The organism is Erythrobacter sp. HL-111, from assembly GCF_900105095.1.
In the GTDB taxonomy this organism is placed as follows: Bacteria; Pseudomonadota; Alphaproteobacteria; order Sphingomonadales; family Sphingomonadaceae; genus Erythrobacter.
Genome location: NZ_LT629743.1, coordinates 3,154,643 through 3,176,364 on the forward strand (window position 1 = coordinate 3,154,643; position 21,722 = coordinate 3,176,364).

Genomic DNA, 21,722 nt, shown 5'->3' on the forward strand with positions numbered 1-21,722 from the left:
GTCCCGGCTTTCCACCCGGACAGGTCCCGCGAAAACGGGGATCGCTTTTCCGCGGCGAACGGCATAGGTGCCGCCCATGCATTTCCTCGACCAGGCCAAGATCTATTTGAAATCGGGTGCGGGCGGGCCGGGCGCGGTCAGTTTCCGGCGCGAGAAATACGTCGAATACGGCGGACCCGATGGCGGTGACGGCGGACGCGGCGGGGACATCGTGTTCGAGGCCGTGCCGGGGCTCAACACCCTCATCGACTTTCGCTATTCGCAGCATTTCAAGGCCGCGCGCGGCGGGCACGGCATGGGCAAGAACCGCACCGGGGCAAGCGCCAAGCCGCTGGTGATCAAGGTGCCGGTGGGCACGCAGGTCATCTCCGACGATTACGAGGAAGTCCTCGCCGATTTCACCGAGGTCGGCCAGCGCGTCACCCTGCTCGAAGGCGGCATGGGCGGGCGCGGCAACGCCTCCTACAAGACCGCCACCAACCGCGCGCCGCGCCAGCATCAGCCCGGCCTGCCGGGCGAGGAGATGTGGGTCTGGCTGCGGCTGAAACTGCTGGCGGATGTCGGCCTCGTCGGGCTTCCCAATGCGGGCAAGTCGACCTTCATCAACGCGGTGTCGAACGCCCGGGCCAAGGTCGGCGACTATGCCTTCACCACGCTCGTGCCCAAGCTCGGCGTCGTGCGCCACAAGGGCCGCGAATTCGTGCTGGCCGACATTCCCGGCCTGATCGAGGGCGCGGCGGAGGGCGCGGGGATCGGCGACCGCTTCCTCGGCCATATCGAGCGCTGCCGGGTGCTGATCCACCTGATCGACATTTCCGGCACGGGCGAACAGGATCCGGCGAGCGCCATGCGGATCGTCGAGGAGGAGCTCGATGCCTATGGCGAGGGGCTGGCGGACAAGCCGCGCCTCGTCGCGCTCAACAAGCGCGATCTCGCCGATCCGGAACTCGTCGCGGGCTTTGCCGCGGAGCTGGTCGAGGCGGGGGCGGACAAGGTCTTCGCGGTCTCCGGCGCGACGGGCGAGGGGATCGAGCCGCTGCTCGACGCGGTGCTGTCCTACCTGCCGACCCGCACCTCGACCGAGACGAAGGCGGCCGAGGTCGACGACGGGGACGGGGAGGAACCGGACGAGTGGTCGCCGATCTGAAGCTCGCCGACCTGATCGACCCCGCGCGCTGCCGCCGGCTGGTGGTCAAGGTCGGCTCGGCCCTGCTGGTCGAACGCGGCGCCCCGCGCCGCGAATGGCTCGAAACCCTGGCCCGGGACCTCGCCACGCTCCACGCGGGCGGGAGCGAGGTGATCGTCGTGAGTTCCGGCGCCATCGCGCTGGGCGCGGCCCGGCTCGGCCTTGCGAAAGGCGGCCGCGCGAGCCTTGCCGAAGCGCAGGGCGCGGCGTCGGTCGGGCAGGTCGCGCTGGCGCAGCTGTGGGCCGGCGCGTTCGAGGCGCGCGGGCTGATCGCGGCGCAGATGCTGGTGACGCTGGGCGATCTCGAGGACCGGCGGCGCTATCTCAACGCCGCGGCGACGCTCGAGATGCTGCTGGCGAGGGGCGCGGTCCCGGTGGTGAACGAGAACGACAGCGTCGCGACCGAGGAAATCCGCTTCGGCGACAATGATCGCCTTGCCGCGCGGGTCGCGCAGGCGGCGGGCGCGGACGGCGTGCTGCTCCTGAGCGATGTCGAAGGGCTTTACGACCGCCCGCCGTCCGAACCGGGCGCGGCGCTGGTCGAGCGGGTCGAGGGAGTCACGCCCGAAATCGTCGCGATGGCGGATGGCGGATCGGGTTCGGGCCTCGGCTCTGGCGGGATGCTCGCGAAACTGCAGGCCGCGCGGATCGCGGAGCGCGCCGGCATCGCGCTCGGCATCATCGACGGGCGGGCCGAGGCGCCGCTTTCCCGCCTGCGCGCAAGCGGGCGCGGCACGATCTTCCTGCCCGTCCGATCCGACAGCGCGCGCAAGGCCTGGCTCGGCGGGCGGCTCGCGCCCGAAGGCGTGCTGACGGTGGACGCGGGCTGCGTCGCCGCGCTCGGCGAAGGGGCGAGCCTGCTCGCGGCCGGGCTGGTCGAGGTCGAGGGCACGTTCCAGCGCGGCGCGCTGGTCTCGCTCCACGGGCCGAAGGGCGAACGGCTGGGGCAGGGCCTCGTCGAATATTCGTCCGACGAATGCCGCGCGATCGCCGGTCTCAGCACGCGCGAACAGGAGGCGAGGCTCGGCTACGCCCCGCGCGCAGCGGTGGTGCACCGCGATCACATGGTGCGCGCTTGAGCGTGCTCGCGATCACGGGCGCGACCGGCTTCGTCGGCTCGGCGGTGCTGGACGAGTCGCTTTCGCAGGGGCACAAGGCGCGCGCGCTGACCCGGCGGGAGCAGGCAGCGCGCGCAGGGGTCGAATGGATTTCCGGCACGCTCGAAGACCCGCCCGCGCTCGCCCGGCTGTGCGACGGGGCAGACGCGGTGATCCATGTCGCGGGTCTCACCAACACCCCCGACCCGCGCGGGTTCGAAACCGCCAACGTCACCGGCACGGCAAGCATGATCGCCGCTGCCAGGGCCGCGGGCGCGGCGCGGTTCGTCTTCGTCTCCTCGCTTTCCGCGCGCGAGCCGAAGCTGTCGGCCTATGGCGCGTCCAAGGCGCGGGCGGAGACGCTGGTCGAGGCGAGCGGGCTCGACTGGACCATCGTGCGTCCGCCCGCGGTCTATGGCCCGCGCGACACCGAGATGTTCGATCTCTTCCGTTCGGCGAAGCTCGGCCTGGTCCCGCTTCCCCCGGGCGGGGCGACCTCGATCATCCATTCGCACGATCTTGCCCGCCTGCTGGTCGCGCTGGCCGCTCGCAAGGGGCCGCAGGCGATCCACGAACCCGATGACGGGCGCGAGGGCGGCTGGGCGCACAGGGAACTGGCGCGGGCGATCGGCCGCGCGGTCGGGCGCAAGGCCGTGTTCGCGCCGCACCTGCCGCGCACCGCGCTCGATCTCGCCGCGCGGGCCGACCGGATGCTGCGCGGGGACAGGGCCAAGCTCACCGCCGACCGCGTGGGCTACATGGCGCATCCCAACTGGGTCGCACGCTCCGACCGGAAGGTGCCGCGCGAGGTGTGGCAACCGCGGATCGATGGCGAGGAGGGGCTGAAGGCGACGGCTGAGTGGTATCGCGCCGAGGGCTGGCTGTAGCCACCGCGACCAGGGTCGCGTCAGAGGAACGGTTCCTCGCCGGGCCGGTGGATGCCGCATTCGGTCTTGTCCCAACCCTTCCACCGGCCCGAGCGCGGGTCCTCGCCCGGCGCGACCTTGTGGGTGCACGGCTCGCAGCCGATCGAGGGGAAACCGCGCGCGACCAACGGGTGGACCGGCAGGTCGTGGGCGAGGAAATAGTCCGCGATGTCCCCTGCCGTCCAGTCGATCAGCGGGTTGATCTTGAGCCTGCCCTGCGCGTCGGACGTGTCGATCTCGAACCGCGGCAGGTTCGCCCGGGTGGAGGACTGGAACGCCTTGCGCCCGGTGATGCTCGCATCGTAATCCGCCAGCGCCTGCGCCAGCGGGTTCACCTTGCGGATCGCGCAGCAGCCGTCGGGATCGTAGGACCAGCGCAGCCCGCTTGCGTCCTTCGCGGCCAGCTCCGCCTCGTCCGGCGCCAGCACGACGAGGTCGAGCCCGAGCCGCTCGACCAGCGCATCGCGGTAGGCCAGCGTCTCGGCGAAATGCTTGCCCGTGTCGAGGAAAAGGACCGGCACGCGGCGGTCCACCTCGGCCAGGAGGTGCAGCAGCACCGCGCTTTCCGCGCCGAAGCTCGAGACCACGGCGATCTCGCCCGCAAGGTCGCCTGCGATCACGCCTTCGAGCATTTCCTGAGTCGAGGAGCCGCGGAACATCCGGTTGAGGCGCACCGCGTCGTGCTCGCTGAAGCGTGGAGCCGCGTCGAGCCGGTCGATCCTGCGGGTTTCGTTCATGAACCTTGACCGTGGCGGTGCTGGGCGATGGTCGGGCGGGTGTCGGCGGCGTGCTGATAGACGGCTTGCCAGGTCGCGAAGGCGCGGCGCGCGTCGTCCTCGTCGAGGCGCCGGTCGGGCGCGAAACTGTCGAAGCCGCAGCGACGCATGTTGGAAAGCTGATCGACCAGCACGTCTCCAACAGCGCGCAATTCGCCCGTGTAGCCAGCCTCGCGCAGGATGCGCGCCGCCGAATAGCCCCGCCCGTCGGTGAAGGCGGGGAAATTGATTTCGACCAGCGCGAGCCGATCGAGAAACGGGATCAGCAGCCGCGCATCGTCGCCCGGTTCGATCCGCACGGCGGTCGCATTGGTCTGTTCCAGCGCCGAATCGACCGTGACCGCGGCGTGATCGACCGGCTCGTCGTCGCGAAAGCGGAACTGGACATCGTCGGGGCTGGTGCCGAGATCATTATCCATAAAGCGCCTCCTTGAAGGGCTCCATGCCGAGCCGGCGGTAGGTGTCGATGAAGCGTTCGCCCCGCTCGCGCCGGGCGAGGTAGAGGTCGGTGACTGTCTCGACTGCCTCGATCACGCCGTCCTCGTCGAAGCCGGGGCCGGTGATCTTGGCAAGGCTGACATCCTCCGCCTCGCTCCCGCCCAAGGAGAGCTGGTAGTTCTCCTTGCCCTTCTTATCGACGCCGAGGATGCCGATGTGGCCCGCGTGGTGGTGGCCGCAGGCATTGATGCAGCCGGAAATCTTGAGCTTCAGTTCGCCCAGTTTCCCGGTCTTTCCGGACCTGTCGAAACGCTCGCTGATCCGCTGGGCGAGCGGGATCGAGCGGGCATTGGCGAGCGAGCAGTAGTCGAGCCCGGGGCAGGCGATGATGTCCTCGATCGTGTCCATGTTGGGCGCGCCGAGCCCGGCTTCGTGGAGTTCGGCCCAGAGCTTCGGAAGATCGGCGATGCGGACATGGGGCAGGACGAGATTCTGCGTGTGCATGACGCGGATCTCGTCGAAGGAATAGTCCCGCGCGAGCCGCGCCATCAGCCGCATTTGCTCCCCGGTCGCATCGCCCGGGATACCGCCGACGGGCTTCAGGCTGATGACGGCCGAGACATAGGAATCGTGCTTGTGGCGATGCGTGTTGCGGTCGACCCAGACGGCGAAATCGGGGTCTGAGCGGTCGATGCTTTTCGGCCCGTGTTCGAACGGCGGGTCGGTGAAGAAGCCGCGGATACGCTCAAGTTCCGCGAAGGGCGGCTCGATGCCCTGCTCGAGGAGGTGCGCGAATTCCTCTTCCACCTGCCGGGCGTATTCCTCCGCGCCCAGTTCGTGGACGAGGATCTTGATGCGCGCCTTGTACTTGTTGTCGCGCCGTCCGTAGCGGTTGTAGACCCGCAAGGCGGCCTCGGCGTAGGTGACGAGGTGATCGAGCGGCACGAAGTCGCGGATCATCGGCGCGATCATCGGCGTGCGGCCCATGCCCCCGCCGACGAAGAACTGCGCGCCGAGCGCGCCGTCCCGCTCGACGATCCGGATGCCGATGTCGTGCAGGCGCATCGCGGCGCGGTCGCGTTCGGAGGCGATCACGCAGATCTTGAACTTGCGCGGCAGGTAGCTGAATTCGGGGTGGAAGCTCGACCACTGGCGCAGCAGCTCGGCATAGGGGCGCGGGTCGGTCACTTCGTCACGGGTCGCGCCGGCGAAATGGTCGGAAGAAATGTTGCGGATGCAGTTCCCGCTGGTCTGGATCGCGTGCATCTCGACCGTGGCGAGGTCGGCGAGGATGTCGGCCGCGTCCTCCAGCCTGATCCAGTTGTACTGGATGTTCTGCCGCGTCGTGAAATGGCCGTAGCCGCGGTCGAACCGGTCCGCGATGTCGCCCAGCATCGTCAGCTGGCGCGAATTGAGCGTGCCGTAGGGGATCGCCACGCGCAGCATGTAGGCGTGAAGCTGGAGATAGAGCCCGTTCATCAGCCGCAGCGGCTTGAACTGGTTCTCGGTCAGCTTGCCTTCGAGGCGGCGGCGGGCCTGGTCGCGGAATTCGGCGACGCGGGCATCGACCATCTGCCGGTCGTATCGGTCATAGGCATACATTTTCAGATCACCCAATCGAGCGCTGCGGGGTCCTGCGGTTTCAAGGTGAGGTCGGGCCGCACCGTTGGGCCGAGGGCGCGGACGCGGTCCTTGATATGGGCGGGGCGGACATGGCCGTCCTCTTCGCGCGTCGCATCGATCGCATAGGGCACGTTGACGCGCCGCGCGGCCTCTTGCGCGGCCATGATTTCCTCGGCCGCGTCTGCGACATCGACCGCGTCGTCGACGTGGAGCGACCAGCCCTGGCCGTCCCACCACACCACCGCGCCGGTCCTGAGATCGTTTCCGGTTAGGATCCTCATTGATGCGCCTCCATCGCGATCCGCGCGAGCGCGACGTCGTCGCGCGCCGTCACCTCGCCGATGACGATCAGGGCAGGGCTTGCGATCCGGTGGTCCGCGACGAGTTCGGCCAGCCCGGCGAGCGGTCCCCTGACCACGCGCATCCCGGGACGCGCGCCGTTCTCGATCACCGCGACGGGCATGGCCGGGGAAAGGCCGTCCGCCATCAGTTTCTCGGCGATCTGGGGCGCGGTCCTGAGCCCCATGTAGATGACGAGTGTGCGGCCCTTGCCCGCAAGGCCCGACCAGTCCTGCTCGGAAAGACCCTTGCACTGGCCCGCGACGAAGCTGACCACGCTCGCCGCGTCGCGGTGGGTCAGCGCGATGCCGGCGGCCGCCGCCGCCCCGTTCGCGGCGGAGATGCCGGGCACGATCTCGACCGGGACGCCCGCGGCGCGCGCGGCCTCGGCCTCCTCGCCGCCGCGGCCGAAGATGAAGGGATCGCCGCCCTTCAATCGCACCACGTCGCGCCCGGCCAGCGCCTCGCGCACGAGCAGGGCGTTGATCTCCTCCTGCGGCAGGGTGTGGCGGGCGCGCCGTTTCGCGACCGAGATCAGCCGCGCATCGGGCCGCGCGAGGGCGAGGATGTCGGCGCTGACGAGGCCGTCATGGACAATGGTGGCGGCGCGCGCGATCAGCCGGGCGGCGCGCAGGGTCAGGAGATCCGGATCGCCCGGACCCGCACCGACGAGAAAGACCGTGCCCGGCCTGAACGCGGGCGGAGTGGGGGTGGTTCGCATGGCGCCGGGCATGGACGAAACCGCCTCGCGCCGCCAGCGAGAATGGGTTTGCCCCGCGCAAGCGAAACTTGTGCCCCGCTTCCATGTCCCCGCTCGCCGCGCCTTTTCCGGGTCGCGCCGTCCTTTGCAGCGGCGTCAATCGCCCTCGGACGCCTGCTTTCGTTCCGCTTCGAGCGCCGCGATCAGGCGGTCGAGCTGGTCCGACTGGCGCAGGTTGAGATCGCGCTGCGGGAAGGGAATCTCGACCTCGTGCTCCTTGAACAGGTGCCACACCCGGCGGTAGATGTCGGAGCGGATGTTCGCCATCCCTTCCTCCGGGTCCTGGATCCAGAAACGCAGCTCGAAATTGACCGAGGAATCGCCGAATTCCATGATGTTGACGCGCGGTTTGGGCGACTTGAGCACGCGGTCGGTCTCCTCGGCCGCCTGGTAGAGCAGCCGGGTGACCAGCTCGATGTCGGAATTGTAGGAGACGCCCACGGGCGCCTTCACGCGCACGTCGCGCGAGGAATAGGACCAGTTGACGACCTGGTTGATCATCAGCGTTTCGTTCGGGATCAGGTATTCGGTCCGGTCGCGGGTGACGACCGAGATCGCGCGGATGCCGATCTTGCGAATCTGCCCGAAGCTTTCCGCGCCCGAAGAATCGTGGACCGATATGACGTCGCCCGGCTTGATCGACTTGTCGAGCAGCAGGATGATGCCCGAAATCAGGTTCCCGAAGGTCTTCTGCAGGCCGAAACCGATGGCGAGGCCGAAGGCACCGCCGAAAAAGGCCAGCGCGGTGAGGTCGATGCCGAGCAGGTCCACCCCGATGAAGAAGGCCGCGGTCCAGATGACGATGGTCGCGATCTTTTCCGCGAGCAGTTCCTGCACCCCGTCGAGCCGGCTCATGCCGCGCAGCCCCTTGCGGACGAGGCGCGTCGCGAACCAGGCGAGCGACAGGACGAGGAGGAAGGTCAGCACGCTGAGCAGGATGTCGGCAAGCGAAATCTTGAGCGAACCGATCATGATGGCCATGGAATCGAGCCGCTCGATTACCGCGCCGACGGTCTCGCTCTGGCGCGCGATCTCCTCCTTCGCCCCGCCGCTGAGGCCGATGACGGTTTCGGCCGGCGCCTCTTCGGCGAGGCTCCAGACCTGGCCCGGCTCGGCGGGTTCGGGGCTCGCCGCGGGGGGCGTTTCACCGCGGGCCGGTCCGGCGGGGTCGTCCTGCGGCGAAGGGCCGGGCGGGGGCGCCGCGCTCATGCTTCGTCCATCCGCGCAAGCGCCTGCGCGAGGTCCGCGATCAGGTCCTCGCCGTCCTCGAGCCCGATCGACAGGCGGATGGCGGGGCGGGTCGCCCCCGCGTCCCCGTGCGGCCTGGTCGGCGAGGCCATCACCGTGCGGTGGACGTGCGGGGCGATCGGCAGGGCGAGGCTTTCATAGCCGCCCCACGAATAGCCGATGCCGAACAGCTTGAGCGCGTCGACCACGCGGCCCGAGGCGTCCATGTCCCCGGTTTCCAGCACGAAGCTGAACAGCCCGCAGCCGCCGGTGAAATCGCGGGCGTAGAGCGCGTGGCCGGGATCGCTTTCGAGCAGCGGGCACATGACCCGCGCGACCTGCGGCTGCTCGGCGAGCCAGGCGGCGATGCGCGCGGCGCTCCGGGTCGAGGCGGCGAGCCGGACCTGCATCGTCCGCAGCCCCCGCGCGGCGAGCGCGGCGTCGTCGGGCGAGACCACCTGGCCGAGGTCGAGCGCGGTCCGGCGGAGCCTGCCGAAAAGAGGTTCCGCCGCGCTCGCGGAGCCCATCATCAGGTCGGAATGGCCGCCGACGTGCTTCGACAGGCTCATCATCGCGATGTCGCAGCCGCGTTCCAGCGCCGGAAAGCCGAGCGGGCTCGCCCAGGTGTTGTCGATCAGGCTCACGGCGTCGTGCGCGCGCGCGATCCGGGCGAGTTCGGGGACGTCGCAGACCTCCATCGTCAGGCTGCCCGGGTTTTCGAGCCACACCGCCTGCGGCCGGAACTCGGCGACAAGCCCGGCATAGGCGGCAAGGTCGAGCGGGTCGAAGAAGCGCGTCTCCACCCCCATCCGGGCGAGCAGGCCGGTCGCCATGCTGCGCGCGGGATCATAGGCATTGTCGCTCATCAGCAGGCGGTCGCCGGGCGAGAGCACCGCGAGCAGGCACCCCGCGATCGCGGCGACCCCGCTCGGATAGAGCACGGTGCCGTGCGCGCCCGGCTCGATTTCGGTCAGGGCCTCGGCCAGCGACCACTGGGTCGGCGCGCCGCGCCTGCCGTAGAAGAACTGCGCCGGATCGTCGCGCCCGCCTGCGCGCCTGCGCTCGGCCTCGCTGGCGTAAAGGTGGGTCGAGCCGCGCCAGACCGGCGTGTTGACCACGCGCCCGGTCCATTCGGGCCGCCGCCCGGCGCGGGTGAGGCGGGTGGCCGCGCGCAGGCCTTCGGGCTCCTCGCCGCCGCTCATGCTTCCGGCCCCTGCGCTTCCCGCCCCTGCGCCTTGGGCGTGGCGGGATCGGCGCTCCATTCCATCCAGCTGCCGTCGTAAAGCGCCGCGTCAGACTTGCCGATCAGGTGGAGCGCGAACAGCAGCACGCTCGCGGTGACTCCGCTGCCGCAGGTGGTGACGACCGGCCGGTCCAGGTCGATGCCGGCCGCCTCGAACGCCGCGCGCAGCTCCTGCGGCGACCTGAAGGTGCCGTCCTGCGCGAACAGATCGCCATAGGGCAGGTTCATCGAGCCCGGGATGCGCCCGTTCGGCCCGCCATGGACCGGGTCCTCGCCCGTCCCGAACACGCGGTCGGCCCCGCGCGCGTCGAGCACCTGTTCGGCGCGGCTGGCGAGGTTCGCGAGCATGTCGGCCTTGCTCCGCACCCGCCGCGGGGCATGGAGCGCCGCGGGCTCGGCGCGTTCGGGCGCGGGCGGCCCGCTTTCGAGCGGGAGGCCTTGCGCGCGCCACATGGCAAGGCCGCCGTCGAGGATCGCGACCCGCTCGCGCCCGGTTTCGGTCAGCGCGAACCACGCGCGGGCCGAACTGCGGATCGCGCTGTCGTCGTAGAGCACGATGGCCGCATCCGGCGCCACCCCCAGCGCCGCGAGCCGCGCGGCGACCTGCCGTGCGGTGGGAAGCGCAGCGGGGACGGGGGAAGCGGGATCGGTGAGGCTCGCCAGGTCGAGGAAGCGTGCGCCCGGGATATGCGCCGCTTCGTATTCGGCGCGCGGATCGCGCCCGGCGGCAGGAAGATGGCGCGAGGCGTCGAGCACGGCGATGCCGGGATCGCCAAGGCGCTGCGCCAGCCACTGGCAGGAAACGAGGCTCGGGAAATCGTCCATCGCCTGATCGGGTAGCGTGTGGGCGCCGCGCCGCCAAGGGGGCGGGTCGCGGGGCCGGGGGTCGGCCGGCGCGGTCAGGCCGGCTGGGGCGTGGCGGCGGGCGCCTGCGGGACGTGGACGAGCTGCGCGGCGAGACCGTAGATTCCGCCCACCGGCGCGGTGACGGGGAGCGGGCGGATCCGCCCGGCGCCCGCGCTGCTCGGCGTGCCGATGACGAAGGTGCAATCGGTCGCGGGCACGCCCTGCGCTGCAATGGTGACGTGGACCAGCGGGATGTAGACCCGCCCGCCGCCGCTGCCCTGCCGGATCAGGCTGAGCTCGCTCACCGGCAGGCGCAGCTGGCCGGTGAGCGCCGTGCCCTGATGCGGGCCGATCCGCCCGATTTCGCCGAGCGGTTGGCCATGGCCGGGGCTGCCGGCGGCGCCTTGCCCGTCACCCGCCCGCACGCAGTCGAGCCGGGCCGCGACCGCGAGATCGCGCACCGCCCTGTCCGATCGGTTGGTGAGGGTGAGGCAGATGTCGAGCGTCAGGGTCATGACCGAACGGCTCGCGGCGGTCACGTCGAGCCTGAGGTCGATCCGCGGGGGCGATTGCGCGGGCTGGGGTGCGGGTTGGGAGGCGGGTTGGGCGAGCGGCGCTTGTGCGGGCGCGGCGTCGGGCGCCGATGCGAAGGGCCGGGTCGGCTGGGAGATCGCGGCAAGGCGCGGAACCTCGCGCTTGCGGCGGCGCCGGGCGAGCCACAGCGGCACGAGGAGCGCGACGAGGAGGAGCGCGACGAGGAGCAGCAGGCCCGCGACGATCCAGCCGTCGAACGCGCGCAGCCGTTCGATCAGCGCGGGCCGGTGGACGCGCAGCTCGAACGGCTGTTCGCGCACCGGACCGGCCGGCAAAAGATCGAAGCCCGGCGCGAGATCGAGCGAGGGGGCGGTGTCGGCCGCGGGCTCGCCCGAATAAGGCGCCGCATTCTCGGGCGTCGCCGTTTCGGTCCGGTCGGCGGGGGCGGGAAGGGTCGGGTCTTGTGTAATCGCGGCGGGTGCGGGCCGGGGCGCAGGCGTGCGCGCGGGAGAGGGCGTCGGCGCAGGCCGGGCCGGTTCGCGCGCCTCGCTGCGTTCGGGCTGCTGCCGCCCGCCGGCTTCCTGCCGGGCGGACGGCGGGGCGATGACCCGCGGGCCGATCACCACGCCTTCGCGGATGTCGACCGGGCCCTGCGGGGCGGGCGCGGGGCTTTCGCCCGGCTCGGGCAGAGAGAAGCTTCCGGGCGCCTGCTGGGCGGCAGCGGCAACGGGCAGCGCGAGCGCGGCGGCCGCGATCAGCGCAGCCGCCGCGCGCCCCGTGCCGGGAACGGCGGGGCGAATGCGGGCGGGGCGGGGAGCGGATCGGTCGACGGGGCGCATCGCGGATGGAAACGGAACGGGAGCGGGGACCCGGCGCGGCGGGCGCCGGTTCCCGACGGAGCGCGCAGCATAGACCGCGCGGCCCGGCAAGGCCACCTCCCGGGTTGCGCGCACACGGCTTTCGCGGCAACAGCGCGGCATGGAAACCACACCCGCCTTTCTCGGCAAGGACACCCCGCTTCCCGCTTCGCCCGGGGAAGCGCGGCTCGACTACGTGCCCAATCCGCGGCCCGGGACGCTCTATCTCGTGCGCTTCGCCGCGCCCGAATTCACCTCGCTCTGCCCGGTGACGAGCCAGCCCGATTTCGCCCATCTGGTGATCGATTACGCGCCGGGGGAAACGATCGTCGAGTCCAAGAGCCTCAAGCTGTTCCTCGGATCCTTCCGCAATCACAACGGCTTCCACGAGGACGTGACGGTCGGGATCGGGCAGCGGCTCGCCGGGGAAATGGAACCGCGCTGGCTCAGGATCGGGGGCTACTGGTATCCGCGCGGCGGCATCCCGATCGACGTGTTCTGGCAGACCGGCGCGCCGCCCGAGGGGTTGTGGCTGCCCGATCAGGGCGTCGCCTCTTATCGCGGACGCGGATGATCGATTAAAAACTTTTCCAGAACAATTCTTTGGCCGACCGAAGAAGGCTTGCGCGCGGCCAGTCTTTTTCATAGCATTGTCATACGAGCGGCATAAACGCCGCCGCGCAGAGGGGGATTCTGCCGCACCGAGTCCGCGAAAGGGTTTCCCCCTCTCAACCGGCGGGGCGGCAAAGCCTCCAGGCGAACAGAACGACCCGCCATTTCGAGAGGCCAAAAAAACATGACAAACGCGTTTTCGACCAAGTTCCGCGCCATCGGCGGCGCTTCCGTGCTGGCCATTTCGACCGGCCTTGTCGCCGCTCCCGGTGCAGCCCAGGTCGCCCCGCCTCAGCCGGTCCAGTCCGCCCCGACGCCGACCGCGCCCGCCGCGCCGGGCAATACGCAGGAATGCGCGCTCGTCACGACCGTCTCCCCGCCGGAAGTCATCTGCGCGCCCGGCACGGATCCCGATGGCTTCGACGAGGATTTCAACTCGATCTCGGTGACGGTCGAGGAAGGCTCGCAGGTCCAGGGCGAGATCAACCTGCTGGTCAATGTCGATGCGACGGTCGACGGATCGATCGTCACTTCGACCGACAACGGGCTCTTGCTCGGCGATGCGGCGACCGTGGTCAACAACGGCTTCATCCAGGTGACCTCCGACAGCGGGGACGGCATTCGCACCGGCAATGATTCCCTCGTCACGAACAACGGGGTCATCAGCACCAACAATGACCTCAATGGCATCAATGACGGCATTTCCGTCGGCGGCGGAAGCACGGTCATCAACAATGGCCTGATCCAGATCGACGGATCGGGCGATTTCGGGATTTACGATAACAACGGAGAAGGCGGTCAGACCGTCATCAACTCGATCACGGGCTCGATCATCACCACGAACGACGACGGGCTCGGGATCGCCCTGACCGATGGGGCCACGGTCGAGAACCAGGGGCTTATCCAGACTTTCGGCGAGGAAGCGATCGGCATTGCCGTCGGCGCAGAATCCGAGGTGCTGAACGAAGGCTTTGTCTTCACCACCGGCGAAAATGCGATCGGGGTGATTGCCGGCGACGATTCGAGTGTCATCAACACCGGCTCGGGCAATGTCTTCACCTTCGGCGACGACGCCGCCGCGGTTTCCGTGGGCGACGATTCTTTCGTCCAGAACAACGGCATCATCCTCACGCGCGGCGACGCGGCGTCGGCAGTGGAGGCGGGCGACGGTTCGATCGTCATCAACAACCCGACCGGCCAGATCGCCACGACGGGCGACGATTCGACCGTCGTGACGATCGACGGCGACGGCACCTTCACCAATTCGCGCGGCCTGATCCAGGCGACCGGCGCGGATTCAAAGGGCGTCGACATCAGCGGCGACGCGATCTTCGACAATTCGGGCCGGATCACCTCCGAACAGGACCGCGCCGTGGATATCGGCGGGGTCGGCACGGTCCGCAATTTCGAAGGCGCGATCATCTTCAGCCGCGGCGGTGACGGCCTGCGCGTCGAAGGCGACGGGTCGACCATCTTCAACGCCGGCCTGATCGACAGCGACGGCGACGAGGCGATCGAGGCATCGGGCGTCAACGACCTCACCGTCGTCAACACCGCCACCGGCATCATCCGCACCCGCGAGAACGGCGACAAGGCGATCGAGGCCGAGGAAAACCTCCGGGTCGAGAACGAGGGCCTCATCGAAAGCGCCGTCTCCGAAGCGATCGAAGCCGATGCGGGCGGGCTTGTCCTGATCAACTCCGGCCAGATCATCGCCCGGTTCGACGATGCGGTCGACGGCGACGACGACGTCACGATCATGAACAGCGGCCTGATCCAGGGCGGCGAGAACGACGGGCTCGAGCTGAACTCGGGCTTCATCATGAACTCGGGCACGATCGAAAGCGTGGATTCGGACCCCAACGGCTCGCTGATCATCGGCGGGACCGTGCCGGAACTCGATGCCGCGATCGATTTCGACGCGGGCACCGACGGGAACGAGGACGGGGTCGTCTACAACCTCGAAGGCGGCCTCATTATCGGCGACATCGGGATCAACACGAGCCAGGGCAACCAGGACTCGCCCGACACCAATGACGGCGAACAGACCGTCTACAATTTCGGCACGATCACCGGCCGCGGCGAGAACCCGGCCAATGGCGACCGGTTCGATGCCGTGCTGCTCGGCAATGGCGACGACACCTTCGTCAAGCTCAACGGCGGCACCGAGAACGGCGTGGTCGACGGGCAGGCCGGGACCGACCTGTTCGCCTTCATCATCACCGACGACACCGACCGGAGCTTCGACCTTTCGCTGCTGGAAAGCCAGTACCTGAATTTCGAGGACGTGCGGCTCGGCTCGCAGACCTTCGACTTCATCGAGAATTCGCTCGACGCGCCGGTCGCGGGCGGCGTCATGACGCTGACCGGGACGGCCGACCAGGCGGTCACGGTGGTCAACACCGCCGTGCTCGAAGGCACGGTCAACGCCACCGTCACCCTGATCGCCGGAGCCGACGAGGGCATCGACCCCGGCCTCACCATCGGCGAGGACGGCGCGATCGTGACCGACGGCGACGGCGAAGCCGGGTTCGATGCCTCGGCCGCGGACGGCGCGTTCCTCGTCAATGACGGCTCGATCACGACCACCGGCGAATCGACTGCCGCGGTCGTGTTCGGCGACGGTTCGACCCTCACCAACACCGGCGCGCTGCTGTCGGAAGGCACCAATGGCGTGGCGGTCGCGGCGGGCGACGACACGACCATCGACAACGCCGCAGGCGCGACCATCACCACCACCGGCGACAACGGCTTCGGCATCGTCATCAACGGCGACGGGACCGTCACCAATGACGGCGTGATCTCGACCGACGGTCCGACCGCGCAGGCGATCACGATCGCGGGCGATGGCACGGTCACCAATGCCGGCATCATCGCCGCGCGCGGCGGCCGGGCGATCGACATCGCGGGGCTTGCCACCGTCACCAATGCGGAAGACGGCGTCATCGGCTCGCAGGACGGCGATGCGATCCGCTTCAATTCCAGCGGCTCGACGCTGGTCAATGCCGGCGAAATCGTCACCGGCGGCGACGGGGCACTCGGGCTCGAGGCGATCGATGTCGCGGACACCACGGTCGAGAACTCCGGCACGATCGCGACCGAGGGCGACAGCACCGCGGGCGTCTATGTCGGCACGGATTCGGTCGTGAACAACAGCGGGCAGATCACCTCCACCGGCGACCGCGCCATCGGCGTGGCAGCCGGGGACGGTTCGACCGTCAACAACCTGGCGGGCGCCGAGATCTCGACCGAGGGCAGCGAGGCGCACGGCATCGTGCTCGTCGGCGACGCGACGATCGACAACGCAGGCTCGATCACGACGACCGGCGACGGAGCCTTCGGCATCATCGCCACGTCCGATTTCACGCTGACCAATTCGGGCACGATCTCGTCCGATGGCGCGCGGGCGATCGACCTCGCGGGAGCGGGCGAACTGACCAACCTCGAAGGCGGCTCGATCGTCGCGGCCGATGACGATGCGATCCGCTTCAATGCGGGCGGTTCGACCCTGACCAATCGCGGCTCCATCGCTGGCGAGGTCGGCGTGCGCGGCAGCAGCGGCGCGGACACCGTCGCCAATTTCGGCGCGATCGACGGCGGCAGCGTCGGCGTCGCGCTCGGCGACGGTGCGGACGAGTTCCAGCAATGGTCCGGCGCTTCGGTCACCGGCGACATCGACCTCGGGGCGGGCGACGACCTGTTCATCCTCGAGGGCGCGGCGTCCTCGGTCACCGGCGACATCGGCGGCGGAGCGGGCGACGACACCGCGATCCTCGCCGGGACGCTCGATGCCGACAATTTCACCGACTTCGACACCTACCAGCTCGGCTCGGACCTGGGCGGGACGCTCGACGATCTCGACATCGTCGGCGACCGTACGCTCACCGGCGACGTGGTCCATGTCGGCGAGGTCAATGTCCTGCTCGGCCGGGATTCGCTCACCGCGACCGGCTCGATCACGCTCGAGGAGACCGGCTCGCTCGTCATCGAGACGCCCGACGACACCGCCGATCTCTTCGCGCTGTCCGGGCAGACGGTCACGGTCCTCGATGACGGGGCGGGCTTCACCAACAACGGCGCGACGGTCAACATCCTCGATGACGACCTGCTGTTCGATTACGAGGTGGTCGTCGGATCGCTCGCGGTGCGGGTGAACCCGGTCAATCCGCTGGCCAATTCGGCCGACGCCAACATCGGCGTTTTCGGCGGCGCGCTGACGGCCGGCATCAACGCCGGCACCATCGACCTCGCCACGCTCGACCGGATCAACCGGCTGCCCGATTCGGCTGCCATGACCGGGGCCGCCGCCGACGCGCTGCCCTCGCTCAGCGAAGGCATGGGCCGCGAGATCTTCGAAAGCGCGAACCTCGCCAGCGCGGCGCTCGATCGGCACCTGATGGGTGAAGGTTCGGGCGTGTGGGGCCAGATCGCGGTCCGCGGGGCCGAGCAGGACAGCCTCTCGCTGTCGGCGGACGGGTACGAATCCGACCAGCTCGTCTTCACCGTGGGCGCCGATTTCGAACTGTTCGAAGACGTGCGCTTCGGCCTGCTTGCGAGCTATGCCGACATCGACACCCAGGACCTCCGCAACGACAGCGTCCCGACCGAACGCAACGAGGCCGAGAGCATCAAGCTCGGCGTCTACATGAGCGCGGGCTTCTTCGACCGGGGCTTCATCAACGGCGAGGTCGCCTACCTCACCGGCGATATCGAAAGCCGCCGCGACGGGTTCTTCGGGGCCACGAACTCGAACTACGATTTCGACGGCTTCTCCTCGCGCGTCACGGCGGGCTTCGACCTGATCCCGGACGAGAACGTGTCGGTCACCCCGACGATCGGCATCAACGCGGCGCGGATCAATTTCGATGACGTCGCGGAGACGGGCGGGTTCGGTTTCACGGTCGAACGCGGCGATGCGGTCTTCGCCGAACTGCGCGGCGGCCTCAACCTCGGGGCGCAGGTGTCGGAAGGCGTGAACGGCTTCGTGTCGGGCACGGTGATCCGCGACCTGATCGACGATCCGCGCAGCTTCCGCCTGAGCTCGTCGCAGCTCGGCTCGTTCCTCGTCAACCTGCCGATGCGCGAGCGCAACCGCTTCGAACTCGCGGCGGGCGCCTCGATCACGGTGTCCGAAGGCTTCGCGGTCGATCTCGGCTATCTCGGCGACTTCAACGAAGGCTACCAGGGCCACTCCGCCCGCGCGAACGTGCGCTTCGCCTTCTGATCCGCCGACAGGGCACGCAAAAGGGGGCCGACCGCGCGAGCGGTCGGCCCCTTTCGCTTGCCCCCGGCGCAGTCAGCCCGCGCGCGCGGCGAGGATCGCCCTGTTGCGCCTTTCCAGCGCGAGGAACGCCGAAAACGGTGCCTTGCCCGGCTCGCTCGTGCCCTGATGGCCGAGCTGCCAGAGCTGGTGGTAGAACCACGCCATCCCGGCAAAGCCGTTCACCGCCTTCATCACCTGCAGCCTCCTGAGGAAGCCGAGCCAGCCGGGAATCACCTCGAGCCCGTCCTCGTAGCGCGGGAGGCGTTCGAGCCCTTCGATCAGGCGGCGCGGGGCATCGGTCATCACGCACATCGGCCGGCCCAGCCCGATCACGTCGGCCGCGCCGATCTGCAGCGCCTGTTCCATCGCCGCGCGGCTGCGGAAGCCGCCCGTCACCATCAGCGGGACCGCGACCTCGGCCTGCATCGCCTTGGCGAAATCGACGAAATAGGCCTCGCGCGAAGCGGTCGAGGGGGCGACGTCCTGCCTTTCCTCGGCCTCCATGCCTTCGATCCCCATGAGCTTGGGCTGTTCATAGGTCCCGCCCGAAATCTCGATCAGGTCGACCGAGGCCTGTTCGAGCCATTTCACGACTGTCAGGCTGTCGCGGAAATCGAACCCGCCCTTCTGGAAATCGGCGCTGTTGAGCTTCACCGAAACGGGGAAGTCCGGCCCCACCGCCGCGCGCACGGCGCGCACGATATCGAGCAGGAAGCGCGCCCGGTTGGCGAGGTCGCCGCCATATTCGTCGCGGCGAAGGTTGGTGCGCGGGCTGAGGAACTGCGAGACGAGATAGCCGTGCGCGGCGTGGACCTGGACCCCGGTGAAGCCCGCCTCGCGGCACGCCTCTGCCGCCACCGCCCAGCGGGTGACGAGGTCCGCGATCTCCTCGCGCGTCAATGGCACGGGCCGTGCGAACTGGCCGCCGGGAAGGGCGAGCTGCACGTCGGAGGCGGATCTGGGCGCGGGATTGACGTCCTTGCGGACCTGCCGGCCGCCATGGCTGATCTGCGCCCAGAGGTGGTTGCCGCCGCGGGTGCCCGCCTTCGCCCACCGCGCCAGCGCCGCGGCCAGCGCGGCATCGGGCGCGCGCTCGATCACGACATTGCCGGGCCGCTCGAGATGGTCGCGATCGACGATGACGTTGCCGGTGAGCAGCAGGCCCGCCCCGCCGTCCGACCACAGACCGTAGAGCCGTTCCAGTTCCGGCGTCGGCGCGCCGTCGGGGGTGGCGAGCCCTTCGGTCATGGCGGCCTTCGCCAGGCGATTGGGCAGAACGGCGCCGCACGGGAGGGTGAGGGGCGTGTCGAGCATGGGGGAGGCGCCTTGCGTTGCTGAAACCGCAACATGTCTGGACTATCCCCGGCCCTCGCTCAAGCGCGCCCGGCGGTTCGGCACCAAGCCGCCGGGCGCGCGTTGGTGCAGCAAGGGGCACGTGATGATCTATATCCTTCTCAATCTTTTCCCGATTGCCGCGGCGACGTTGCTGGGGCTTGGCATCGGTCTCGTCTGGCTGCGCGCCTCCGACATATTGCTGCCGGGCTGGAAGACGCTCGCCGGGGCGGCGCTGGCGGAATTCTGGCTCGCCTCGATCCTCGCGGGCGCGCTGATCCTCGCGCCGCAGGAGGCGGGCGAATGGGTGATGGCGCTGGGAAGCGCGGTGGTGATCTGGATCGGCTTTGTCGTGCCGGTGCTGTGGGTGACCTTCATGGCCTATGAAATGGGCGCGAGCCGGACATTCTCGGCGGCGCTGCACTGGCTGGTGGTGATGGTCGGGCAGGCTTTCCTGATGCAGTCCATCGGGCTTTCCGCGCCGCCCGGCGTGTGAGCCTCGGGCTACAGGATCGCCTCGCCATCCCGCGCGGGCCACCGGGACGTCCCGCGGGGGATGGCGCTGGTGCACCTAAACGGAGAAACTTCGAACCAATTGTTCGAAGTACTCTCTGACTGGAATGCCCAGCTAAGTTCCTGTTCTCTATACGATAATCCTAACGAGCTTCCATTTCAATTGGATAGTGCTGCGCCGCAGAAAACTGCGGAATCGGCCAATTCCGACGGCGAAGAGCCGATTGAAAGTCATGGGAGCGGGTCATGGACAGGCTAACTCCCAAATGGGGCGCATTCGGTAATTCTGGCGGCAATTCCGGCGGGGGCGGGCAAGGCTCCGGCCCCAGCCAGGATAAATGGAACAAGCGGACGCAAAAGCGTCCCGCTCCCTTCTCGCTGCGTCTGAGCTTCGATGAGAAGCAAAAGCTGATCGAGGATGCCGGTCGGCAATCAATTTCCGCGTATATCAAATCACGGTTGTTCGATCCCGATGCGTCGGTCAAACAGGCGCGCGGGCTCAATCCGGTCAAAGACCAGAAAGCGCTGGCTCAACTCCTGGGCATGCTGGGCTCGTCCCGGATTGCCAAAAACCTGAACGAACTGGCCGAGGCTGCGCGCGTCGGCGCGCTGCCCCTCGGCGATGAGACTGAGCGGGCTATCAAGCGCGCCTGTGATGATGTCCGGATCATGCGGCGCTTCCTGCTCGCCGCCCTCGGCATAAGGGAAACCGATAAAGCCACACATGTCTGCGAAAGCTGCTCCTCGGCCTTTGGCCGGGCGGCGGGCGAGCACGGTGACCATGATCGAAATGGGGAGCCTTCCCCATGATCATCAAGGCATCGCAACGCGGCGGCGGGCGGGCGCTCGCCTCGCATCTGATGAATGAGCGCGATAACGAGCATGTCGAGCTGCACAAAGTTCGCGGCTTCGTCTCCGACGATCTGCATGGCGCGTTCCTGGAAGCCGAAGCGGCGGCCAAGGGCACGAAGTGCAAACAGCATTTCTTCTCGGTCAGTCTCTCCCCGCCCGAGACGGAAAATGTCCGGCCTGAAGTCTTCGAGCTGGCCGCGCGCCGGATCGAGAAGGAAATGGGCCTGGAGCGCCAGCCGATGGCGCTCGTCTTCCATGAAAAGGAAGGCCGCCGCCACGCCCATGCAGTGTGGAGCCGGATCGACACTGAGAACATGCGGGCGATCAATCTCCCGCATTTCAAGCGCAAGCTGAATGAGATTTCGCGGGGGCTGTTCCTCGAACATGGCTGGAATCTGCCTGATGGGTATAAGCGCGGCCAAGATGGAAGGAACCATCGTTCCCCGCTGAATTTCACTCTCGCCGAATGGCAACAAGCCCGGCGCGCCGGGAAAAGCGCTGCCGATATCAAGGCCACCTTCCAGGAATGCTGGAACGGCGCGAAAGACGTTACCGCCTTCAAGCGCCAGCTCGAAGAGCGCGGCTATTATCTGGCGCAAGGCGATCGCCGGGGCTTCGTAGCGGTCGATGTCCAGGGCGAAGTCTATGCGATCCCGCGCATGATCGGCCAGAAAACCAAGGCCGTAAAAGAGCGCCTGGGCGATCCGTCAACCCTGCCGTCGGTCGATGAGACCAAGGCGCGTGTCGCAGAGCTGATGGAAAAGGTCCTCAAGCGTCACATCACGACGCTCGATAAAGAAAGCGCACAGCGCCTGAACCCGATCCGCGCGAAAAGGCGCGCTATGCGCGCCGATCATAAGGCTGAGCGCGCGGCGCTCGATCAGCGTCAGGCGGAACGCTGGGTGGTCGAATCCAAAGCCCGCCAGGCGCGCTTCTCCAAGGGCCTGAAAGGCGTGTGGGACTGGCTGCGCGGCAAGCATAGCGCCGTGCGCAAGCGCAATGAGGCCGAAGTCGCCTTCAAGCGCGAGCGCGATGCGAAAGAGCGCCAGGACCTGATCACCCGGCAATTGGCCGAACGGCGCGCTCTGCAAGCCAATGTCCGAAACGAGCGGCAACGCCATGCGAGCGAGCTGGCGCTTCTCTATCGCGACCTCGCGAAAACGCGGGCGCTGTCCGACGCCCTCGAAAAACCCTCCGCGCGGACGCGGGCGGCCCTGGATCGCGCCAAGCCGGACCGCACGCGCAACCGCTCCACGCAATCCGGTGGCCGCTCCCGCGACCGCACCCTCGAACCTTAG

At 68.7% G+C, this 21,722-nt stretch carries 18 protein-coding genes; 8 read left to right on the top strand and 10 right to left on the bottom strand.

What is annotated here, in order from left to right; genetic code table 11:
- The first annotated feature begins 76 nt into the window (after nt 1–76).
- From cgtA to BLU08_RS14840, 3 genes are read left to right on the top strand one after another with little or no spacing between them, the layout of a single operon-like run.
- On the top strand, nt 77–1,147 hold the full coding sequence (cgtA, locus tag BLU08_RS14830; protein ID WP_090200743.1) for an Obg family GTPase CgtA: 1,071 nt from the start codon (nt 77–79) through the stop codon (nt 1,145–1,147).
- On the top strand, nt 1,132–2,265 hold the full coding sequence (gene proB, locus BLU08_RS14835; RefSeq protein ID WP_090200745.1) for a glutamate 5-kinase: 1,134 nt from the start codon (nt 1,132–1,134) through the stop codon (nt 2,263–2,265). Before cgtA ends, proB begins: the two co-directional genes overlap by 16 nt.
- On the top strand, nt 2,262–3,170 hold the full coding sequence (locus BLU08_RS14840; protein ID WP_090200747.1) for an NAD(P)-dependent oxidoreductase: 909 nt from the start codon (nt 2,262–2,264) through the stop codon (nt 3,168–3,170). Before proB ends, BLU08_RS14840 begins: the two co-directional genes overlap by 4 nt.
- Nucleotides 3,171–3,190: 20 nt before the next feature.
- Here BLU08_RS14840 and BLU08_RS14845 read toward each other — a convergent pair whose 3' ends face one another.
- The 9 genes from BLU08_RS14845 to BLU08_RS14885 form a co-directional block, all read right to left on the bottom strand.
- Complete coding sequence (locus tag BLU08_RS14845; RefSeq protein WP_090200748.1) at nt 3,191–3,946, bottom strand: phosphoadenylyl-sulfate reductase; 756 nt, start codon at nt 3,944–3,946, stop codon at nt 3,191–3,193.
- The gene (locus BLU08_RS14850; protein WP_090200750.1) at nt 3,943–4,404 is read right to left on the bottom strand and encodes a DUF934 domain-containing protein; all 462 of its coding nucleotides are present in this window, start codon (nt 4,402–4,404) and stop codon (nt 3,943–3,945) included. The genes BLU08_RS14845 and BLU08_RS14850 overlap by 4 nt, the downstream gene beginning before the upstream one ends.
- On the bottom strand, nt 4,397–6,025 hold the full coding sequence (locus BLU08_RS14855; protein WP_090200752.1) for a nitrite/sulfite reductase: 1,629 nt from the start codon (nt 6,023–6,025) through the stop codon (nt 4,397–4,399). Before BLU08_RS14855 ends, BLU08_RS14850 begins: the two co-directional genes overlap by 8 nt.
- Nucleotides 6,026–6,027: 2 nt before the next feature.
- Nucleotides 6,028–6,327 carry a DUF2849 domain-containing protein gene (locus BLU08_RS14860; protein WP_090200755.1) on the bottom strand — a complete coding sequence of 100 codons (300 nt, stop codon included), beginning with the start codon at nt 6,325–6,327 and terminating at the stop codon, nt 6,028–6,030.
- Nucleotides 6,324–7,106: a uroporphyrinogen-III C-methyltransferase gene (gene cobA, locus BLU08_RS14865; RefSeq protein WP_090201501.1), complete on the bottom strand. Its 783-nt coding sequence runs from the start codon at nt 7,104–7,106 to the stop codon at nt 6,324–6,326. Before cobA ends, BLU08_RS14860 begins: the two co-directional genes overlap by 4 nt.
- A 135-nt stretch (nt 7,107–7,241) precedes the next feature.
- The gene (locus BLU08_RS14870; protein WP_090200757.1) at nt 7,242–8,354 is read right to left on the bottom strand and encodes a mechanosensitive ion channel family protein; all 1,113 of its coding nucleotides are present in this window, start codon (nt 8,352–8,354) and stop codon (nt 7,242–7,244) included.
- Nucleotides 8,351–9,574 (bottom strand): cystathionine beta-lyase, encoded by a 1,224-nt coding sequence (gene metC / locus BLU08_RS14875; protein ID WP_090200760.1) that lies wholly within the window; start codon nt 9,572–9,574, stop codon nt 8,351–8,353. Before metC ends, BLU08_RS14870 begins: the two co-directional genes overlap by 4 nt.
- Nucleotides 9,571–10,440 carry a sulfurtransferase gene (locus BLU08_RS14880; RefSeq protein WP_090200763.1) on the bottom strand — a complete coding sequence of 290 codons (870 nt, stop codon included), beginning with the start codon at nt 10,438–10,440 and terminating at the stop codon, nt 9,571–9,573. Before BLU08_RS14880 ends, metC begins: the two co-directional genes overlap by 4 nt.
- 74 nt (nt 10,441–10,514) lie before the next feature.
- A complete protein-coding gene (locus tag BLU08_RS14885) occupies nt 10,515–11,834 on the bottom strand; it encodes a hypothetical protein (protein WP_157674580.1) in 1,320 nt (439 codons plus the stop codon).
- 139 nt (nt 11,835–11,973) lie between these two features.
- Here BLU08_RS14885 and queF point away from each other — a divergent pair, with 139 nt between their 5' ends.
- Nucleotides 11,974–12,426 (top strand): preQ(1) synthase, encoded by a 453-nt coding sequence (gene queF, locus BLU08_RS14890; protein ID WP_090200769.1) that lies wholly within the window; start codon nt 11,974–11,976, stop codon nt 12,424–12,426.
- Between the two features lie 222 nt (nt 12,427–12,648).
- Nucleotides 12,649–17,688, top strand: a complete 5,040-nt coding sequence (locus tag BLU08_RS14895) for an autotransporter domain-containing protein (protein ID WP_090200772.1) — start codon at nt 12,649–12,651, stop codon at nt 17,686–17,688.
- 72 nt (nt 17,689–17,760) lie between these two features.
- On the opposite strand, the gene BLU08_RS14900 is transcribed toward BLU08_RS14895, so the two are convergent.
- A complete protein-coding gene (locus BLU08_RS14900) occupies nt 17,761–19,041 on the bottom strand; it encodes an NADH:flavin oxidoreductase/NADH oxidase family protein (protein WP_090200774.1) in 1,281 nt (426 codons plus the stop codon).
- A gap of 124 nt (nt 19,042–19,165) precedes the next feature.
- On the opposite strand from BLU08_RS14900, the gene BLU08_RS14905 reads away from it, so the two are divergent.
- From BLU08_RS14905 to BLU08_RS14915, 3 genes are all read left to right on the top strand, one after another.
- A complete protein-coding gene (locus BLU08_RS14905) occupies nt 19,166–19,555 on the top strand; it encodes a hypothetical protein (RefSeq protein ID WP_090200777.1) in 390 nt (129 codons plus the stop codon).
- A 263-nt stretch (nt 19,556–19,818) separates the two neighbouring features.
- Complete coding sequence (locus tag BLU08_RS15415; protein ID WP_197676878.1) at nt 19,819–20,382, top strand: hypothetical protein; 564 nt, start codon at nt 19,819–19,821, stop codon at nt 20,380–20,382.
- Nucleotides 20,379–21,722: a relaxase/mobilization nuclease domain-containing protein gene (locus tag BLU08_RS14915; protein ID WP_090200779.1), complete on the top strand. Its 1,344-nt coding sequence runs from the start codon at nt 20,379–20,381 to the stop codon at nt 21,720–21,722. Before BLU08_RS15415 ends, BLU08_RS14915 begins: the two co-directional genes overlap by 4 nt.